Origin of the sequence: Lutimonas halocynthiae (assembly GCF_030409835.1) — a bacterium.
Taxonomy (GTDB): Bacteria; Bacteroidota; Bacteroidia; order Flavobacteriales; family Flavobacteriaceae; genus Lutimonas; species Lutimonas halocynthiae.
The window spans coordinates 183,822-200,878 of the sequence record NZ_JAUFQO010000005.1 but is presented as its reverse complement, the minus strand read 5'-3'; the positions used below and the strand labels follow the sequence as shown (position 1 = coordinate 200,878).

Here is a 17,057-nt window from a genome sequence, read left to right as displayed (position 1 = left end):
ATGCCACAACAAGTATGTATGGGAGCCATGATGACCTGTTCCTTTGGAGTAGCACCGTCCTCGCTCATTGTTTTGCCACAAAACAGAGTTATGACCAGTAATATGCCCGCAGCCAATATTATGGACAATAAACCTATGGTGAATATTCTTCCATTTGGAATGTGTTCTTCCTTGGCAAATCCTACAGTTGTTACTGCGACTACAGCAGCATTAGGGGTATTAACACCCATGCCTTGCATTCCAGTAACGGTGGCGCCGTGGGCACCCGGCAGCCCCACTGTAATGATTGCCAATATGCCGGCTTTAAATAATACTTGTACCTTAAATTGCACTTGGGGAGGGGTGATTTCGATTTCTCAGGCAGGGCAAGCACAGTGCGACGTGGCTTAGCGCAATGTGACCGATTATTGAAAACTATAAAAAAAGTAGAATTGTAAAAGATTAATTATGAAGAGTCATCTTGACAAATCGAAGAAAGACCAAAACCTAGCTCATGAATTCATTCAAGACCGGGGATCTAATGATAATGCTTTGCAATTTAATGACCATCGTTCAGATACAATTTTTCAACGCAAGGCACAGGAGATGGCTGATGAACATACTATGAGTCAGAACCCTCCTAAGTCTAAAAACAACACTGGCTTACCTGACAACTTAAAAACTGGAATTGAAAAACTCTCAGGTTATTCAATGGATGATGTTAAAGTACGTTATAATTCCAATCAACCAGCTCAATTGAATTCCCACGCTTATGCCCAGGGAACTGCTATTCATATAGCATCTGGCCAAGAAAAACATTTACCTCACGAAGCATGGCATGTGGTTCAACAAAAGCAGGGGCGTGTAAAACCAACTTTGCAAATGAAGGGAAATATTAATGTTAATGATGATACCGGTTTGGAGAAAGAGGCTGATGTGATGGGGTCTCGGGCCATTCAGATGCAAGATTATTGTAGATCTGAGACAAAAATGGCTTCAAGGTATTCTTCACCGATTCGACAGTCAAGATCGATCGATAGAATACAGAGTTTTGAAGTTTCGGATATTTCTTCTTCAAAATCAGTGATTCAAGGAAAATGGTTTGTCAATGCTAAAAATGAAACTTATTGGATCAAGGAACCGAAAGAAAATAACAAAGAAGGAAAACACCCCCCTAAAGGGTTCACATTTGTAATAGAGCCAACAGACCGCGAAGGAGAACGGCCAGCACCTGGATACATCCATGGGACTGCTGCAATTGGAGAGATCTTAGAAAGCGGGCAAATTCGAGGAGGGAATGCGGCTAGCAAAAATCTAGGTCCACGTGCTAAGGAGGTCATGAAAGAAGGAGAATTTAAACAGAACTTGCATTTCTTTACAACAGATGAATCTGATTCAGAAAATATTGGTGCTTCATTAGGACGTGTCACTAAATATTATGCGAATGACCTATCTGCAAACAAAGAGAAGAAGAATGGTGAATTATCTTTGGCAGCGTTAGTTAGAAACTGCCGACCCATTCCTGGTGTTCTTGTCTTTAGTCGAGAGCTTGAACTAATCAAAGATTTTCACCCTGGAACGGAACAAATCAATGCATCAGAAAAAAAATCGATCAATGCATCAGAAAAAGAATCGATCAATCGTTACCCCGTCATTTCCTGCGATGAAAGTGGATACTCTAAACTTAGCGTATTACCGTTCTCAAAAGTGCGCTTGCTAAATAAGTATGACTTATTATCTGTAATCTTCATATTGAGAATGGGAGGAAAATCGTTATCCAGTATTGTAGATTTTGTTCAATATGCGGACATGGAAGAAGTTACAAGAGATAATGTAAAAAAAGGCTTATCTGATAGTTTTCGAGAATTTGAAACGAAATCTATCGAAAAAAAACTAGAAGCATTGATTAAGGAAATTCCCTTGAATTTGAAACATACATTGGAAAATAAAAAAATGTTTCGTAAGCGATTCGTCAAAGAAATAATTGAGAAACATGAGTTATTCTGTTCAGAAGGCAAGGAAATCTTAGAGCAACCTGAAAAAAAGATTTCGACAGTAAAAATGGATGACTCAAACAACAACAACAACAACAACAACAACAACAACAACAACAACAACAACAACAATAATGAAGACAAAAAAAGATGAATATTTTATGATTTTAAACTACAATTAATTATCTCAAACTAATATGTGTTTGACTTTCTTATGAAGAAATATTTGTAATAATTATGGATAATGTTAATAATAGAATTTTAAACCCTTATAATAAAAAATAAACATCATTCAAAAGACCATCTATTGAATACCATGTACGAAATAAACTAAAACTATAAAAGATGAATCTATGAATACTCATGTAGACAGGTTAGAAGAACATACCAGGCCTACTGGAAGACATGAAAGCCAATCGGTTGCTAAGGTGACCGCTCAAGAGCAAGGCCATAGAGAGTCTATATTTCAGTTCGCAGATAATCGAATTGAGACTGTTATGCAATTCAGAGTTTTTCAGGATATGGCCAATAACAGCCAACAGGTAGATCAAATAGCCCAATTACAGGAAATGGTGAACAGTCGATCTACTGAACCTAGGGACTGCATACAAAAGAAAGAAAATAACACCGGCTTACCAGATCATCTAAAATCGGGTATCGAAAGTCTTTCCGGCTATTCGATGGACGATGTAAAGGTGCATCGAAACTCTCATAAACCAGCTGGATTACAAGCGTACGCTTATACCCAAGGAACCAATATTCATTTAGGTCCTGGGCAAGAAAAACATTTGCCTCATGAAGCTTGGCATGTTGTGCAGCAAAAGCAAGGGCGTGTAAAACCAACTTTGCAAATGAAGGGAAATGTTAATGTGAATGATGATTCAGGTTTGGAGAAAGAGGCAGATTTGATGGGGGGACAAGCACTTGGCAAATTGAGTACAACGGAAGTGAATAGATTAAGCAACACCTCTAATAATTGCGGAGAATCAATTCAATTTCGAATTATCGAAAAGACATATGATAATTTTCTCAACGAGTTTAAAAAGAAAATATTCTTAAAAAAAAACAAACATGATGAAGATTTGAATCCTGATTTTTATGAAATTTTAGATAATATTAGGTCTGTATACAAAGCAAGACTCGGAGGGCCTGACAGAGGAAAACAGGCTATCCTATTAAAAGATAAATTGCAGAAATGTTTAGAATCAGGTAAAAAACTCGGACATATGAAAATGGAATTAGATACGATTATGGAGAAACTGAAGGATGAATTACCAGAGCAAGTTCATAAAACTCTCACTAATCCTATTGAACTAAATGAATATTTAGAGAAGAACTTTCCTGCAATTGACCGGTCCAAAATAGAAAAATTGAGATCTGATAATGCAGAAGAGCGTTTTAATAGTGATGACACAAAATTGTCAATTTATAAGGCCATTCGACGTGTAATTTTATCTCAAAGCATAACTTCCTTAGGCAGAGCAATTTTACCCGATAAAGAATTAGATTCTGCAAGGCAAATTGAACAGGTTGAAAATTCAGCAGGAAAAGGAGCATGTCAGGTGGTTTCAGATACGATTAAAGAGATTGCAGGATCAGGTGCAAAGGTTATGAATGTAAACAATATTAAAGGAGCAGATAATCATTCTTATGTAGTTGCAGAATACCATAATACGAAGGAAAAAATAATTGTTGATCCCACGTGGCGTCAGTTTACCAAACAATTTGAAATTGAGAATTGGAAAGATTGTCCAGTTGTACTTTTCGGCACAAAAAAGGAATTAAAGACTAAAATAGTTCATTATGGTGCGAAAAATCCTGGTTTTGTTGATGATTTATATAAAATTTAAACACCTTGTATATTTGTTATAATCAAAATCACTTTCAATTAATAATGAATTGAAAAACCGTTAGTAATATTAAACAGGATTAAAGCGACCATATTTGGAAACTTTATTAAGTTAATAAAACAAAGAATGAAACAATTATTAAATGATAGCTCTTTTATTGATTACTCCAATACTGCTCCAACTTTTTAGCGTATTCTGAAGGCGTAATTTTAATATATTCAATAAACTGCTTTTCAGTCTTATGACCAGTTATTTTCATTATGGTTAATGTGTCTAGTTTACCGTATAGATTGGTTGCAAATGATCTCCTACATATGTGGCTGCTGACAAGTTCAAACTTTTTGTACTTACCAAAGGTTTTTCGAAACGCCTTCTTTCCGTTTATCATTTTGGCTACCATTTTTGATCCTTCCACTTCATTGGTGATTTTTGCAAGTTGGCAAACCGTCTTAATATAGGAATTGAATTTTTGGTCGCTTATTGGTCTTGGGAATTCGCCCTCTCTTTTGGATAGAATTTGTTTCACTTGATTATGAAGAGGTATTATTACAGGAATACCAGTCTTGATATTGGTAATATGAATTTGAGACTCTGCTAAGGACTCCTTTTTTAGAGTCAATAGATCGGAAACTCTTAACCCGGTCCAAACACCAATAATTAGCCAGTCTCTAACATTATCTAACTTTTCCTTTCCATGAAGATTCAATTCAAATATGCTTTTAATTTCAGCTTCATTTAAATAAATATCAATTGTTTTATTACTTGGGACATAGAAATCAGAACTTTTATATTCGTTATTAATATTAATCCCTTGTATGTCTGCTTCCTTACAGAATAACTTTAATTTTGAAACATAAAACCCTATCGTATTTGGATTAAGTTGTTGTTCTGTGGATAAAAATGTTACGAACTCTTGATGGAACTTAGTATTGACATCAATGAATTTAACTTTTTTCCCTTTAAATTCTTCAAAGGTTTTCAATTTATCCAATGTCATATGGTAATATTCAATTGTCCTTGGTGACAAAGTTCTGCCCAATTTTAATTTTACTGTATTTTTTGATTCGTTTATATAGTTTTCAATGAATGATCCTAAGAAGTAATCCTTTTCATTGTCAATTGTATCAGGCCGATTAAAGAACTGATTAACCTTTTTCTTGAGCCATAACTGAGAAATACCATTTCCATCACTTAATTCCTTAAAATATTCAGCCTCGATAAATGCTTTCAGTTTTCTTAGTTTAATATTTACTTTGTCCTTGTATGTGGCAACCGCAATATTTTTTACTGTTTGTTTTGGTTGACTCCAATGTTCTAATCTGCATTTTAATCCTGTTGATATTTCATAGTCAAAAGCATCACCTTGCTTAACTCTAATTCGAATATTACCTGGATTAGCCTTTCCTTTAATTCTATATGTGAATGTTGCCATATTATGATACAACCCCTGATGGGACCCCTGATTAAATGAATTTACATGAACATTAATGAACCAAATTGCACATTGTATTTCTTAAGTCATTGAAAATTAGTCAATTTATTTTAAATTTTGATCAGTTATATTCAAAGGTTTCACTTCTAGCGAGGGTACAAAAAAAGCCCTACAGTTATTTAGATTTGTAGGGCTTTTCTTTTAATTATAATTTCTAATTCAGCTTTCTTGACATCTTTTATCAATCAAAAACCAATTCACCACGAGATTCTTTGTCTTTTAATTTTTGAACCAATTCTAAAGCATCTGGAACTACATCGCTACACAAAATGATGAGTGAACCTTTTACCGCATTTTTTACTGCATAGGTAATGGCTTCTTTTTCTGATGGGATAATAGTAGTTTTCTTATTTGGATTTTTCATTTTTATTCCATCATTCACCATTTTAATAAGCTCTTCTTCTGTTTTACCTCTAAGACGTTTGTCTTGACGGATAATAATTTCATCAAACATTTCGGCTGCAATTTCTCCCATTTCATTGTTATCCTCTACTCGCCTATCCCCGATTCCGGCTATGATACCAACTTTAACTGTTGCATCTAATTCTTCAACAAATTTTTGAAGTGCTCGCATTCCAGCTGGATTATGTGCATAATCTAAAAGAATCGTAAAGTTGTTGAATTCGAATAAATTTAGACGTCCAGGAGTTTGAGCGGCAGAAGGAATAAAGGTTTCTAAACCAGCTTTCATATCTTCAATACTTATCCCTTGAACATGCGCAGCAAGAACAGCTGCCAATACATTTTGAATCATGAACTTCGCTTTTCCACCATAGGTTAATGGAATGTTTTCAGCTTTCATTAAACGCATTTTCCATTCACCTCTACAAATAGTAACATAACCATTTTCGTAAACTGCAGTGATTCCATTCAAGCGTTGTAAAGCTTTAATACGAGGGTTATTTTCATCTAATGAAAATAAAGTCACATTGCAATCCAAATTGCGTCGCATATCATATACCAAATCATCATCAGCATTTAATACAGCAAAACCATCTGGCAACACCGTTTCGGGCACGACCGCTTTTACTTTTGCTAATTGCTCAATTGTATGGATACCTTTTAAACCTAAATGATCTGCAGCAACATTCGTCACAACTGCAATATCACAATTTTTAAAACCTAAGCCAGCCCTCAATAAACCGCCTCTTGCACATTCTAAAACAGCAAAATTTACAGTAGGATCTTTCAATACAAACTCTGTACTTGCAGGCCCCGTGCAATCGCCAGTCATTAATAATCTATTCTGAATGTAAACGCCATCACTCGTCGTATAACCAACACGGTAACCATTCATCTTTGCGATATGTGCAATTAAACGAGTTGTTGTTGTTTTTCCGTTGGTTCCAGATGTTGCCACAATCGGAATACGACCTGTGTCTCCTTTTTGAGGAAATAATTTATCAATTACTGGTGCCGCAACATTGCGAGGTAATCCTGATGTAGGTGCTAAATGCATTCTAAATCCTGGACCAGCATTCACCTCTAAAACAGCACCTGCAGTTTCTGACAAAGGTTTAGAAATATCTGTGGTCATAATATCAATCCCACAGATATCCAAATCAATAATTTTAGAAATCCGTTCAGCCATACTTACATTGGCAGGATGGATGATATCTGTAATATCTTCGGCAGTTCCTCCGGTACTTAAATTCGCTGTGTCCTTCAATATAAGTCTCTCACCTTTTGAAATAACGCTATCTAAAGAATAACCTGCATCTTTAATGATAGTTTGAGTTAATTCGTTAGTTGTAATTTTTGTCAATACATTTTCATGCCCAAAACCACGACGTGGATCGCTATTTACTTTATCAATTAATGCTTGTATTGTTGACTCTCCATCCCCAATAACGTGCGCTGGTGTTCGAATAGCACCCGCCACCAACACATTATTGATCACTAACAACCGATAATCGTCACCCGTGATAAATTTCTCAACAATTATAGCACCACTTCGTGAGCTTTCTTTTGCATGATTAAAGGCAACCAGTGCGTCATCGTAATTTTGTATATCTACGGTAATACCTCTACCGTGATTCCCGTCTACGGGTTTAATCACTAAAGGGTAGCCAACATAGCGGCACGCCTCTTTCAAACTGCGTTCACGACGAATGATATCGCCTCGCGGCACATCTACTTCAGCTTTTTCCAATAAATATTTTGTGTCTTCTTTATCACAGGCAAGTTCAACACCAATACTACTGGTTTCACTTGTTACCGTTGCCTGGATTCGCTTTTGATTCGCTCCGTAACCCAATTGACAAAGGGAATATTTATTAAGTCTAATCCATGGAATTCCTCTACTTGCAGCCTCTTCAACAATAGATCCAGTACTTGGCCCCAAACGATCAGCTTCTCGAAGTTCCCGCATTTCCTGAATGTCATCAGATAAATCATAATCCTCCCCTTTAATCAATGCTTCGCAAATGCTAACTGCAGATTTAGCAGCAAAACGCCCAACGGACTCCTCCATATAAGAGAATACAACATTATAAACACCTTTTTCACCATATCCTCTGGTTCTACCAAAACCGGTATCCATGCCAGCAAGTGTTTGGATTTCAAGCGCAATATGTTCTATAATATGGCCCATCCATGTGCCATCATCTACACGCATAAAAAAACCGCCTTCACAACCTTCAGAGCAGCGATGCGAATACATGCTTGGAAACATTGTTTTTAAGCGCTCCGGAAAACCATCAATTTTATTAGAAGGTAATTCTTCCATCTCTTCAAGATCAAGAACCATTACTATTAATTTATGACGTCTAACCGACCAGTAATTTGGCCCTCTCATGGCGTTAATTTCGCGAATCTTCATGTTAATGGATTTAAGATTGATTTAGTGTAAGATTATAAATATAAATATATTTCTAATAAAAAATTACCTTATTTTTGCCCAAATTAAAAATTAACTGCAATTTTTATGCTGAATTATAAAGGAACATTAATTCCAATTGGCGGAAACGAAGACAAGGGGAGCGATGAAAATGAAATATACACGCTTGAATTTATTGATGAAGGTATTCTATATCATGTCGTTAAAGAAGCTGGTGGTGTAGAGGCTAAAATTGTAATAATTCCTACGGCATCAAGTATTCCTGTTGAAGTTGGTCAAAATTATATTGAAGCATTTACAACCTTAGGTTGTAAAAATTTGACTGTTTTAGATATTAGAAGTAAAGAGGATTCTGAAAAAAAAGAATCAATAGACCTTATAAAATCTGCTAATTGCATCATGTTTTCAGGAGGTAACCAATCTAAAATTACAGATAAAATTGGAGGCACAACTATTCATGATATTTTAAGAGATCGATATAAAAACGAAAGTGGATTCGTAATTGCCGGTACTAGTGCCGGAGCTATGGCTATGGCTAGCCAAATGATTGCAGGAGGAAGTGCTACTGAAGCATTTGTAAAAGGCGCAGTAACCATGTATACAGGTTTAGGCTTAATTCCTGAATTAATTATTGACACCCATTTTATTCGTCGTGGCCGTTTTGGAAGACAAAGCGAAGCGGTAGCAAAATATCCAAATTTAATTGGTATTGGTCTTGCAGAAGATACAGGTATGATTATCAAAAACGGTAATGATTGCACTGTAATTGGATCTGGTATGACCATTGTTTTCGATGGAAGTCAACTTACCCATAACAACGAAAAAAACTTAAAGGAAGGTACACCAATGACCATGGCTAATCTTAAAGTTCATGTGCTTTCTAATAGTGATCATTATGATATTAAGAACAGGAAAGTAACAGTCTTACCTATTGAAGCACCTTTTATATAGTTCTATTAGTCCTATTTAGTATCTGCAATAAATCGAATGATTTTCAAATCTTTGATAAGAAAAGGTCAAAGACGAGACTTTTGAAGTTTTGAAAATCAAGGAGTTCACTTTCGTGAATGACTGTTTTCAAAACGAGAGTAACGAAGTGATTGCCGTTTTCTTGCAAAGACTATTTATAAATAGAGATTTCCTCTTTACCGCTTGAAGATTTACTGGCGCGGTACATGCCTTCAGTGTTAAAAGGCATTGCAATATTTCCATTTGCATCAACAGCAATTAAACCACCATCTCCCTTAATTTCTAAAAGGCGTTTATTGACAACTTCTTGCGAAGCTTCTTTTAAAGACAAACCTTTGTGCTCCATTAAACAGGAAACATCATAGGCAACAACAGCTCTAATAAAAAACTCCCCGCTTCCAGTGCAACTCACGGCACAAGTCTTATTATTCGCATAGTTTCCTGATCCAATCATTGGGCTATCTCCAACGCGTCCCCATTTTTTATTAGTCATTCCTCCTGTAGAGGTGGCCGCGGCAATATTTCCATCTTTGTCACAAGCAACCGCCCCTACGGTGCCAAATTTGGAATCCTTTTTTGTTGAATGATCTAATTGAAAACTATCTGTGTCCTTTATTTCTAACCATTGATTATGTCTAAATTCATCATAGAAATAAGAATCATCTTCAATTTTATAATCTAATTGTTTCGCAAACTCCATAGCACCCTCACCAGCTAAAAATACATGTTCACTTTTTTCCATAACATCTTTAGCCAATGTTACCGGGTTTTTAATTCCCGTAATTAAGCTAACAGCTCCAGCTTCGAGCGTTTTTCCATCCATTATTGAAGCATCCATTTCATGGGTTCCTGCCGCCGTAAAAACGGAGCCTTTTCCTGCATTAAACAAATGTGAATCTTCTAAATATTTTACAGCAACTTCTACCGCCTTTACGGCATTTCCATCATTTTCTATAACCTTATAACCTTCAGTTAAAGCCAATTTTAAAGCACTTTTATATGCTGCTTCCAAATCTGGAGTCATCATGCCTTTCACTAAAGTTCCTGCACCGCCATGAATGGCTATCGAAAATGTTTTCATTCAATTTATTTAAGGGCCGTAAATTACAAATTGCAATTCAATTAATTTCAAATAGACCCTACGAATATATAAGTAAAAGTGTTGTAGCGACTCTACATGAACCCAAGCAAGTTTAAGAACTTATGATTGCTGACTACTGCGAATTCTATCCAATTTAACTACTTTCCTGTGGCCCCTTCAACATAGCTCTTGCATCCTCATCTGTTCCAAGTAAAACAGCTAACCATTTGGTACTCGGTTTTTGCTCTAACATGATCTTAATTGCCATCGTAAGCGGCACAGAAAGAAACATACCTACAGTTCCTAAAACAAAACCCCAGAAAATAAGGGCAACAAAAACCACAAAGGTTGAAAGCCCTAAGCCCTTTCCCATTATTTTAGGTTCAACCAGATTTCCAACAAGCATATTTACACTTATAAAAATGATAATAGTCCAAAAAGCACCTCCGGCACCCAATTGAATTAAAGCAAATAAAACCGCAGGAAACGCTGCAATGATAGATCCTATGTTAGGAATGAAATTAAGTAAAAAGGCAATGAGAGCCCAGATAATAGCATAATCTACACCAACAATCATGAGGCCTATCCAAATAACCAAACCGGTTAACAAACTCGTTACCGTTTTAATAGAGAGATAATGACGAATACTTTTACCAATAGCATTTAAGTAACCTATAGAAACATTAGAATTTGCGGCTATCGCTCGGGTTTTTATTGAAAAGCTATCCAACTCCATTAACAAAAACAACATGAGAAAGAAAATGGTAAAAATATTACTCATTACGCCACCTAACTGCCCTAGTGCTCCTGCCGTATAGCCCATTACTTTTCCAGGCGCAATAATTTCTGTCAGCCTATCAGTACTAATATCGATGCCTCTTTCATTAAAAAACTGCATGAAGCCCCCCCATATTTGTTCAAGGCGTTGTTCATAAAGATGGGCGTCTTTAGAAAAGGATGAAACTGAGTTACCGATAATATCGGCAAAACCTATAAAAATTGCAACAATCCCTAATAACACAATGAGAATTGCTATAACCGAAGGCACTTTTCTCTTTTGCATCCAAATAATTGGCTGGGCACAAACAATACTAAGGAAAATGGCCAAAAGCATAGCGTTTACAAAAGACTGGGCATACATCACCCCAGCAATTATAATAACTAATGAAGCGAATATTGAAATGATATGTAAGCTTGGTTTGGTTGTTTTTATGGTTTCCATTAGGAAAGGTTTAAATTAGTTCTTAAAATTTATTTCTGATAAGCTATCAGCATTGATATGGCCGGAATCTTTATCATACCATTTACTTCTACGCCCTGCTCCATTTCAATGGCATCACCAAACACTGCGATGTGCCATTCTCCTTCCATATCATAGCGAACAGACTCATTGCGGGCATTATAAACGACTAAGATATTTTTCCAATCATCACCGTTGGCATGATCACTGATCTGATACGAAATCAATCCGTTTTCCTTCTCTTTAAAAGAAAGGTGTTTCCTAACCTGATCCCCTGAGGCCATTCTAAATGCCGGATGTGCTTTGCGCAAGGCGATCAAATTTGAATAATAGTCAACTACTGCCTTGTTCTTCACTTTCCAGTTCCAATCAATTTGATTGATCGAATCTGGCAGGTTGTATGAATTGTGTTCTTCATTTTTCGTTCTTAGCATCTCTGATCCTGCATGTAAAAAAGCCACGCCCTGAGAGGTCAAAACGACTGCATTGGCAAGCTTATCCATGGCTATAAGCGTTTCTTTACTAGCACCTGGTTTGGACACTTCCAACTTGTCAATTAATGTGTGGTTATCATGGCAAGACACATATGAAATAGCCTGCCACGGATCATTCGCCCAAGATTCTTTTGAATAATTTACTTGGGAATAATCAATATCTGCATGCTCAATCGACCCTACGACACCAAAAGCAACGGACGTTTCCGTTCCTTGGGCACCGCTTACAAAACCTGTACTTTCATTTTCAAAAACTGAGCCTTTTAACCCGTCTCGAATGTCATCGCTAAAAGCCGAAATTTGCGGCATCTGCTTGGTATGTTTTTTGAGCGCTCTGTCTTTCTCGGGTAAAGGAGAATCGGAAGCCGTCCATCCTTCACCATATACCAATATATTAGGGTTAACCTGTTTTAAAGTAGCCACCACTTCATTCATAGTATTGATATCATGTATACCCATCAGGTCAAAGCGAAATCCATCCATATGGTATTCTTCTGCCCAATAACGTACAGATTCCAAGATAAATTTACGCATCATTTCATTCTCTGAAGCAGTCTCATTGCCACAGGCAGCAGCATCTGAATAACTGCCATCTTCCCTGAAACGATAATAATATCCTGGGTTCTCCAGATTGAAATTTGATTGCTCTGTACGGCCTGTATGATTATACACCACATCCAAAATAACACCAATACCATTGTCATGGAAGGCTTTGACCATTTCTTTAAACTCTCGAATTCTTACCTCTGCCTTAAAGGGATCTGATGAAAATGACCCTTCAGGCACATTGTAATTCTGCGGATCATACCCCCAGTTAAATTGAGCGCTGTCTAGGCGTTTTTCATTTATAGCGTAATGGTCAAAGGTCGGCAATAGGTGTACATAGTTGATGCCTAATTCTTTCAAATGATCTATACCCGTAGCCACTCCCGCTGGCCCCTTGGTTCCTGATTCAACCAAACCAAGATAGCTTCCAGGCATACTCGAACCTGATGCCGGGTGTATGGTCATATCCCTTATATGCAATTCATAAATAATCGCTTCATTCGGGTAGTTAAGCTTCGGACCTTTATCTTCATCCCAACCTTCCGGATCGGTAGTTTTCATGTCAAGTACCATCGCTCTTTTACCATTCACACCAACTGCCTTAGCATATATCCCTGGCGTTTCATCGAGCCACTTTCCGTCAATTTTCACCTGAAAGGTATAATAAACACCTTGTAAATCTCCGCTTATCTGTTTTTGCCATATCGTTCTTCCATCTTTAGGCTCCAATAAATAGGTTGCATAGGCTTCTCCTTCGTTTCCTGCATCATAAAGATAGATTTTCACCTTATCCGCGTGAGGTGACCAGAGCTTAAAAACTGTCGATTCTTTTGTATAAGACAACCATAAACCATCAGAATTGGATCTTTTACTGTCTTTGTCTGTATTGTGATGCTTGTCTGAACAGGATAATATCATGGTGATCAATAGAAAAGTAAAAGCAAATTTTAATTTGTGTATCATTACTACATGTTTTGATTTTCAACCTTACTGGTCGTCTTCATATAATCTCAGCCTACTTTGCATACTGTACACTTCATTTTGTAATGTATCCACTTTTTCCAATAAGTTTAAAACCACATCAATGCCTTCAATATTTACATTCAACTCTCGATGAATCCTGATAATTCGTTCAACTTTATAAAGTTTTTCCTCCAGCACATACATGCTGTTCTGTCTTGAAACCAATTCTATCAATCCCTCTTCATTTAATTCTTTAAAAAAAGAAATTTCTATTTGATACAAATCACAAAGATGAAGTACAGGTATATATTTTTCAGTATCCATATCTATCTCAATTTTGACAATTCGTTAAACAATTCTTTTTCCTTTTCAGTCAGGTTAACTGGCGTTTTGATATTAAATGTTATAATGAGGTCGCCAAACTGCCCTTCTTTTTTATAAACTGGAAATCCTTTTCCTTTTAACTTAACCTGAGTGCCATTTTGGGTTTCAGGAGCAATTTTAAGTTTAACCTTGCTTTCAAAACTATCTATAACCACCTCTCCTCCAAGTATTGATTTATACAAATCTAAATCAATACTTGAATATAAGTTATTGCCATCTCTTTTGAAATTCGTGTGATTGTCAATTTGAAAAGTAATATTCAGATCACCTTTAGGCCCTCCATTAACTCCTTCTCCACCATAACCTTTTATTTTAATGGTCTGTCCGTTTTTAACGCCCGCAGGAATTGTCAACCGGATGTTTTTCCCATTAATAGTAAGCGTGCGCTTATGGGTATGGTAAACATCCTGAAGATTTAAATGCAAGGAAGCTTGAAAATCCTGCCCCCTGAATTTCACATCTCTTTGACCTCCTCGAGCTCCGCCAAACATCGAACCAAAAAAATCCGAAAAATCTTCTTCTGAATACTGACCAGAACTTGGTCTTTGATATGACTGCTGAGACCTGCTCCTCTGACCTGCTTTTTCAAATTCCTCGGCATGTTTCCAATCCTTGCCATACGAATCATACTTTTTCCTATTCGCTGCATTACTAAGCACCTCATTGGCCTCATTAATCTCCTTAAACTTCCTTTCTGCCTCCTTATCATTAGGGTTCAGATCAGGATGGTATTTACGGGCCAGTTTTCTGTAAGCTTTCTTTATATCTGCTTCCGAGGCCTTTTTTGTAATACCTAAGGTCTTGTAATAATCGACAAAATCCATTTTATTCAAGTTTTCATTTTTCGCCTCTTCCCAATTAATCAACTGGGTTTTTCGAAATAATTTTAAGTCTACTAAAGATAAGGATAATTTAAAAGTTTCAACCTCTAATCAACCGAATTTAGTGGCGTATGTTCCATAATGTAATCGCTAATTAAAGTAAACAAATGCTTTCTGGTATTGTCACCCTCATAAATGCCATGAGAACGATTTGGATAAGACATCATTTGAAACTTTCTATCTTGTTTAATCAATTCATTGATCAAAATTTCAGCACTTTGATAATGTACATTATCATCTGCTGTACCATGGATAAGTAACAAATTGCCTTCCAAATTCTTAGCATAAGTTACCGGAGAACCATCTATAAAGTCTTGCATGTTTTCTTGTGGCAAGCCCATATAACGCTCCTGGTAAATATTGTCATAAACCAGTTGATTTGATACGGCAGCTATGGCCACACCAGTCTTATATATTTCTGGGTATTTGAACATTAAATTCAAGGTCATGGTACCACCACCACTCCAGCCCCAGACAGCAGTTCTGTCTGCATCCAGGTAATCCAGTTTTAAAATTTCCTTGGCTGCCATAGCCTGGTCTTTAGAATTAATCCTACCAACTTGCCTGTAGATACTCTTTCTCCATTTAGAACCATTTAAACAAGGGGTGCCTCGGTTATCCATATCTATTACCACATAGCCCTTTTGCGCCATCATAATGTTCCATAACCCTACCTGCGTATCTGTAGCTACTTGTCCCCAAGGCTCTCCATATACATGAAAAACTACTGGATACCTTTTACTTTTATCAAAATTGACAGGAAGTACTATTCTCGCATCAATCTCAATACCCTCATCAGTTGTCACCTTTTTAAAAATGACCTCCGGCAATGCTAAACCAGCCAATTGCTTTTCATAAGCACTATTATCAACAAGGGTTTTAATGACCTTATGATCAGGAAGACTGATCAGCCTAACCGTTCTTACCTTTTTAGAACTCTGATGCGTATGAATGGCAAAAGCCCCGTTAGGAGACACATTATAGTTGTTCAGCCCGTCAAAAACCTCAGGTGTAAGACGCTTCGACTTCCCTTTGCCTTTCAAATCAGTTTGAAAAAGATAGCGTTGCATGCCATTTTCAGGAGAAGCCATATAATACACGTTTTTCTCTGTAGGGACACGCATTGAAGCAACATCATAATCAAAAGGCGTGATCAAAGTTTGGTCTCCCGTTGTAATATCCACTTTATAAATATGTCGCCATGCGTCATTTTCAGTCATTCGTAAAAATGCCTTTCCGTCCGCAACTATTGGCAAATCATTACTCCCCCAAGCATTGGATGAAAGGTCAGGGTAATTTAATTCAATATAGGTTTCCTCTTTTTCGGTGTAGATTTTCTTTAATTCTCCACTTGAGGGCATATAAGTCCAAACGATCAATGTATTCTGATGCCTGTTCATTTGCTGGATCAACAATAAGTCATCTTGCACCCATTGCATCCCAGGTATATAATTTTCTCGTTCCCCGCCTGGCAGAGGTATCCAAGCTGTTTTTTTAGATTTTAAATCGATCACACCAATTTTGGCAGCAGAAGGTTTCTCCCCTACCTTTGGGTATTGTACCGGAATAGGTTTTGAATAAATGGAATCCGTATTGTTGATCATATAAAAAGTACCCGTATCACTAGCATCCAAATGCCAAAATGCCAGATTAGAATCTTTAGAACTTAGCAAAAAGCCATCTCTTTTTCCGAACTCTTCTTCATAGACCCAATCAAAAGTACCATTAATGATATCTCCTGTACCGTCAAAAGTCAATTGCTGAACCTCATTGGTTTGCGTGTTTTCCTGATAAACATTGAAATCATGAACATAGAACACGGCCTTATTATCAGCTGAGAATTTTGCAAACATGAGCGATGAAGCCTCAAAATTACTACCTACCTGATTCAATTTTTTAGAATGTAAGTCATACACCCAGTAGTCACCTTTTGTATTGGTTCTCCAAACCCTACTCGAATTAGTAAAGATCAGCACTTTGCTTCCATCAGCGGACAACGAAAAACTCTCTATCGGCAAAGAACCTGAATCTATCTGTAATCCTTTTGCCGGAACGTAGATACTCTTTTCCAGGCTTTTGCTATCATAGCGTATCAATTCATCTGCTCCTTCTGACGACGCCGACTTTTCAATAATAACATAGGCATCTCCATTTTCAATCCATTGGATCTTTCGCTCTGTATCCTCCTTAAATTCATCTGAATAGATTCGGTCAATATTCAAAAGACCTGTATGATCTACTTCTTGAGCAGACATAAATAATACTTGAATGAGCAAGAAGAGGCTCAATTTGGCTTTAATTGATTGTAACATTTTTAATATTTACTTGGTTAGTTTGTTAATATA

At 36.7% G+C, this 17,057-nt stretch carries 12 protein-coding genes; 4 read left to right on the top strand and 8 right to left on the bottom strand.

Going from position 1 to position 17,057, the window contains the following annotated elements; all coding sequences use genetic code 11:
* The 3 genes from QWY87_RS11595 (at nt 1) to QWY87_RS11585 (ending at nt 3,823) form a co-directional block, all read left to right on the top strand.
* On the top strand, nt 1-390 hold the full coding sequence (locus QWY87_RS11595; protein ID WP_353959169.1) for a DUF4280 domain-containing protein: 390 nt from the start codon (nt 1-3) through the stop codon (nt 388-390).
* 57 nt (nt 391-447) lie between these two features.
* The gene (locus QWY87_RS11590; protein ID WP_290291314.1) at nt 448-2,127 is read left to right on the top strand and encodes an eCIS core domain-containing protein; all 1,680 of its coding nucleotides are present in this window, start codon (nt 448-450) and stop codon (nt 2,125-2,127) included.
* A 199-nt stretch (nt 2,128-2,326) separates the two neighbouring features.
* Nucleotides 2,327-3,823: an eCIS core domain-containing protein gene (locus QWY87_RS11585; protein ID WP_290291312.1), complete on the top strand. Its 1,497-nt coding sequence runs from the start codon at nt 2,327-2,329 to the stop codon at nt 3,821-3,823.
* A 154-nt stretch (nt 3,824-3,977) separates the two neighbouring features.
* On the opposite strand, the gene QWY87_RS11580 is transcribed toward QWY87_RS11585, so the two are convergent.
* Together QWY87_RS11580 and cphA are read right to left on the bottom strand one after the other, a co-directional pair.
* Nucleotides 3,978-5,255: a tyrosine-type recombinase/integrase gene (locus QWY87_RS11580; RefSeq protein WP_290291310.1), complete on the bottom strand. Its 1,278-nt coding sequence runs from the start codon at nt 5,253-5,255 to the stop codon at nt 3,978-3,980.
* Nucleotides 5,256-5,496: 241 nt separating this feature from the next.
* Entirely contained in the window at nt 5,497-8,136 is a 2,640-nt protein-coding gene (gene cphA / locus QWY87_RS11575) for a cyanophycin synthetase (protein WP_290291308.1), read from the bottom strand.
* Between the two features lie 105 nt (nt 8,137-8,241).
* Here cphA and QWY87_RS11570 point away from each other — a divergent pair, with 105 nt between their 5' ends.
* Nucleotides 8,242-9,105, top strand: a complete 864-nt coding sequence (locus tag QWY87_RS11570; protein WP_290291306.1) for a cyanophycinase — start codon at nt 8,242-8,244, stop codon at nt 9,103-9,105.
* A gap of 169 nt (nt 9,106-9,274) precedes the next feature.
* Here QWY87_RS11570 and QWY87_RS11565 read toward each other — a convergent pair whose 3' ends face one another.
* From QWY87_RS11565 to QWY87_RS11540, 6 genes are all read right to left on the bottom strand, one after another.
* Nucleotides 9,275-10,204, bottom strand: coding sequence for an isoaspartyl peptidase/L-asparaginase family protein (locus QWY87_RS11565; RefSeq protein WP_290291304.1), 930 nt, complete (start codon nt 10,202-10,204; stop codon nt 9,275-9,277).
* 154 nt (nt 10,205-10,358) lie between these two features.
* Nucleotides 10,359-11,426, bottom strand: a complete 1,068-nt coding sequence (locus tag QWY87_RS11560) for an AI-2E family transporter (RefSeq protein ID WP_290291302.1) — start codon at nt 11,424-11,426, stop codon at nt 10,359-10,361.
* A 29-nt stretch (nt 11,427-11,455) separates the two neighbouring features.
* A complete protein-coding gene (gene pulA / locus QWY87_RS11555) occupies nt 11,456-13,447 on the bottom strand; it encodes a type I pullulanase (RefSeq protein WP_290291300.1) in 1,992 nt (663 codons plus the stop codon).
* A 24-nt stretch (nt 13,448-13,471) separates the two neighbouring features.
* On the bottom strand, nt 13,472-13,771 hold the full coding sequence (locus tag QWY87_RS11550; protein ID WP_290291298.1) for a chaperone modulator CbpM: 300 nt from the start codon (nt 13,769-13,771) through the stop codon (nt 13,472-13,474).
* Between the two features lie 2 nt (nt 13,772-13,773).
* Entirely contained in the window at nt 13,774-14,655 is an 882-nt protein-coding gene (locus QWY87_RS11545) for a DnaJ C-terminal domain-containing protein (protein ID WP_290291297.1), read from the bottom strand.
* A 104-nt stretch (nt 14,656-14,759) separates the two neighbouring features.
* A complete protein-coding gene (locus QWY87_RS11540) occupies nt 14,760-17,024 on the bottom strand; it encodes a S9 family peptidase (protein ID WP_290291295.1) in 2,265 nt (754 codons plus the stop codon).
* Nucleotides 17,025-17,057: the final 33 nt, after the last annotated feature.